Source organism: Synechococcus sp. CCY9202 (assembly GCF_034931685.1).
GTDB lineage: Bacteria > Cyanobacteriota > Cyanobacteriia > PCC-6307 > Cyanobiaceae > CBW1002.
Map to the genome: position 1 here is coordinate 1 of NZ_JAYGID010000077.1, position 1,793 is coordinate 1,793.

Annotated in this window: 1 rRNA gene; it reads right to left on the reverse strand. The window is 54.4% G+C overall.

Going from position 1 to position 1,793, the window contains the following annotated elements:
• Positions 1–159: 159 nt before the first annotated feature.
• A 16S ribosomal RNA gene (locus VB777_RS10665) occupies positions 160–1,645 on the reverse strand.
• Positions 1,646–1,793 lie beyond the last annotated feature (148 nt).

Sequence of the window (1,793 nt, forward strand, 5' to 3'; positions counted from 1 at the left end):
ATCGTTGGGGTGTGACCTAGACAAAGTTTAGGAACTGAACCTGCTTGGACGGACATGTTGCCATTCCGCTTCCACAGTTGAGGTACCGATCGACCTAGAGTGACAGGATCATGGCCTGAAAATAAAGTATTCAGACATCACAATCAGTTTGTCTCCCTGTTAGGAGGTGATCCAGCCGCACCTTCCGGTACGGCTACCTTGTTACGACTTCACCCCAGTCATCAGCCCCACCTTCGGCATCCTCCTCCCTTACGGGTTGGAGTAACGACTTCGGGCGTGGCCAACTTCCATGGTGTGACGGGCGGTGTGTACAAGGCCCGGGAACGTATTCACCGCAGTATGCTGACCTGCGATTACTAGCGATTCCTCCTTCACGTAGGCGAGTTGCAGCCTACGATCTGAACTGAGCCACGGTTTATGGGATTTGCTAGCTCTCGCGAGTTTGCTGCCCTTTGTCCGTAGCATTGTAGTACGTGTGTAGCCCAGGATGTAAGGGGCATGATGACTTGACGTCATCCACACCTTCCTCCGGTTTATCACCGGCGGTCTCTCTAGAGTGCCCAACTCAATGCTGGCAACTAAAGACGTGGGTTGCGCTCGTTGCGGGACTTAACCCAACATCTCACGACACGAGCTGACGACAGCCATGCACCACCTGTCACTGCGCTCCCGAAGGCACTCCCTCGTTTCCAAGGGATTCGCAGGATGTCAAACCCTGGTAAGGTTCTTCGCGTTGCATCGAATTAAACCACATACTCCACCGCTTGTGCGGGCCCCCGTCAATTCCTTTGAGTTTCACACTTGCGTGCGTACTCCCCAGGCGGAACACTTAACGCGTTGGCTACGACACCGAGGGGGTCGATTCCCCCGACACCTAGTGTTCATCGTTTACGGCCAGGACTACAGGGGTATCTAATCCCTTTCGCTCCCCTGGCTTTCGTCCATGAGCGTCAGTTATGGCCCAGCAGAGCGCCTTCGCCACTGGTGTTCTTCCCGATATCTACGCATTTCACCGCTACACCGGGAATTCCCTCTGCCCCTACCACACTCTAGCCTTGTAGTTTCCACTGCTGAAATGGAGTTAAGCTCCACGCTTTAACAGCAGACTTTCAAGGCCGCCTGCGGACGCTTTACGCCCAATAATTCCGGATAACGCTTGCCACTCCCGTATTACCGCGGCTGCTGGCACGGAATTAGCCGTGGCTTATTCCTCAAGTACCGTCAGATCTTCTTCCTTGAGAAAAGAGGTTTACAGCCCAGAGGCCTTCATCCCTCACGCGGCGTTGCTCCGTCAGGCTTTCGCCCATTGCGGAAAATTCCCCACTGCTGCCTCCCGTAGGAGTCTGGGCCGTGTCTCAGTCCCAGTGTGGCTGATCATCCTCTCAGACCAGCTACTGATCGAAGCCTTGGTAGGCTCTTACCCCACCAACTAGCTAATCAGACGCGAGCTCATCCTCAGGCGAAATTCATTTCACCTCTCGGCATATGGGGTATTAGCGGCCGTTTCCAGCCGTTATCCCCCTCCTGAGGGCAGATTCTCACGCGTTACTCACCCGTCCGCCACTAACCCGAAGGTTCGTTCGACTTGCATGTGTTAAGCACGCCGCCAGCGTTCATCCTGAGCCAGGATCAAACTCTCCGTAGTAGTCTTCCCCCTTTAAACGTCAGCTCTAAACTTTCGCTTGAGCTTTCATCGCAGAGAAGTTTGTCGCTCACCCAAATCCTGCACTGGCGCACAGTCTTCAGTTGGGACCACCTTTCGACTGACCGAAAGGGTTCGAGAGTGCACACAA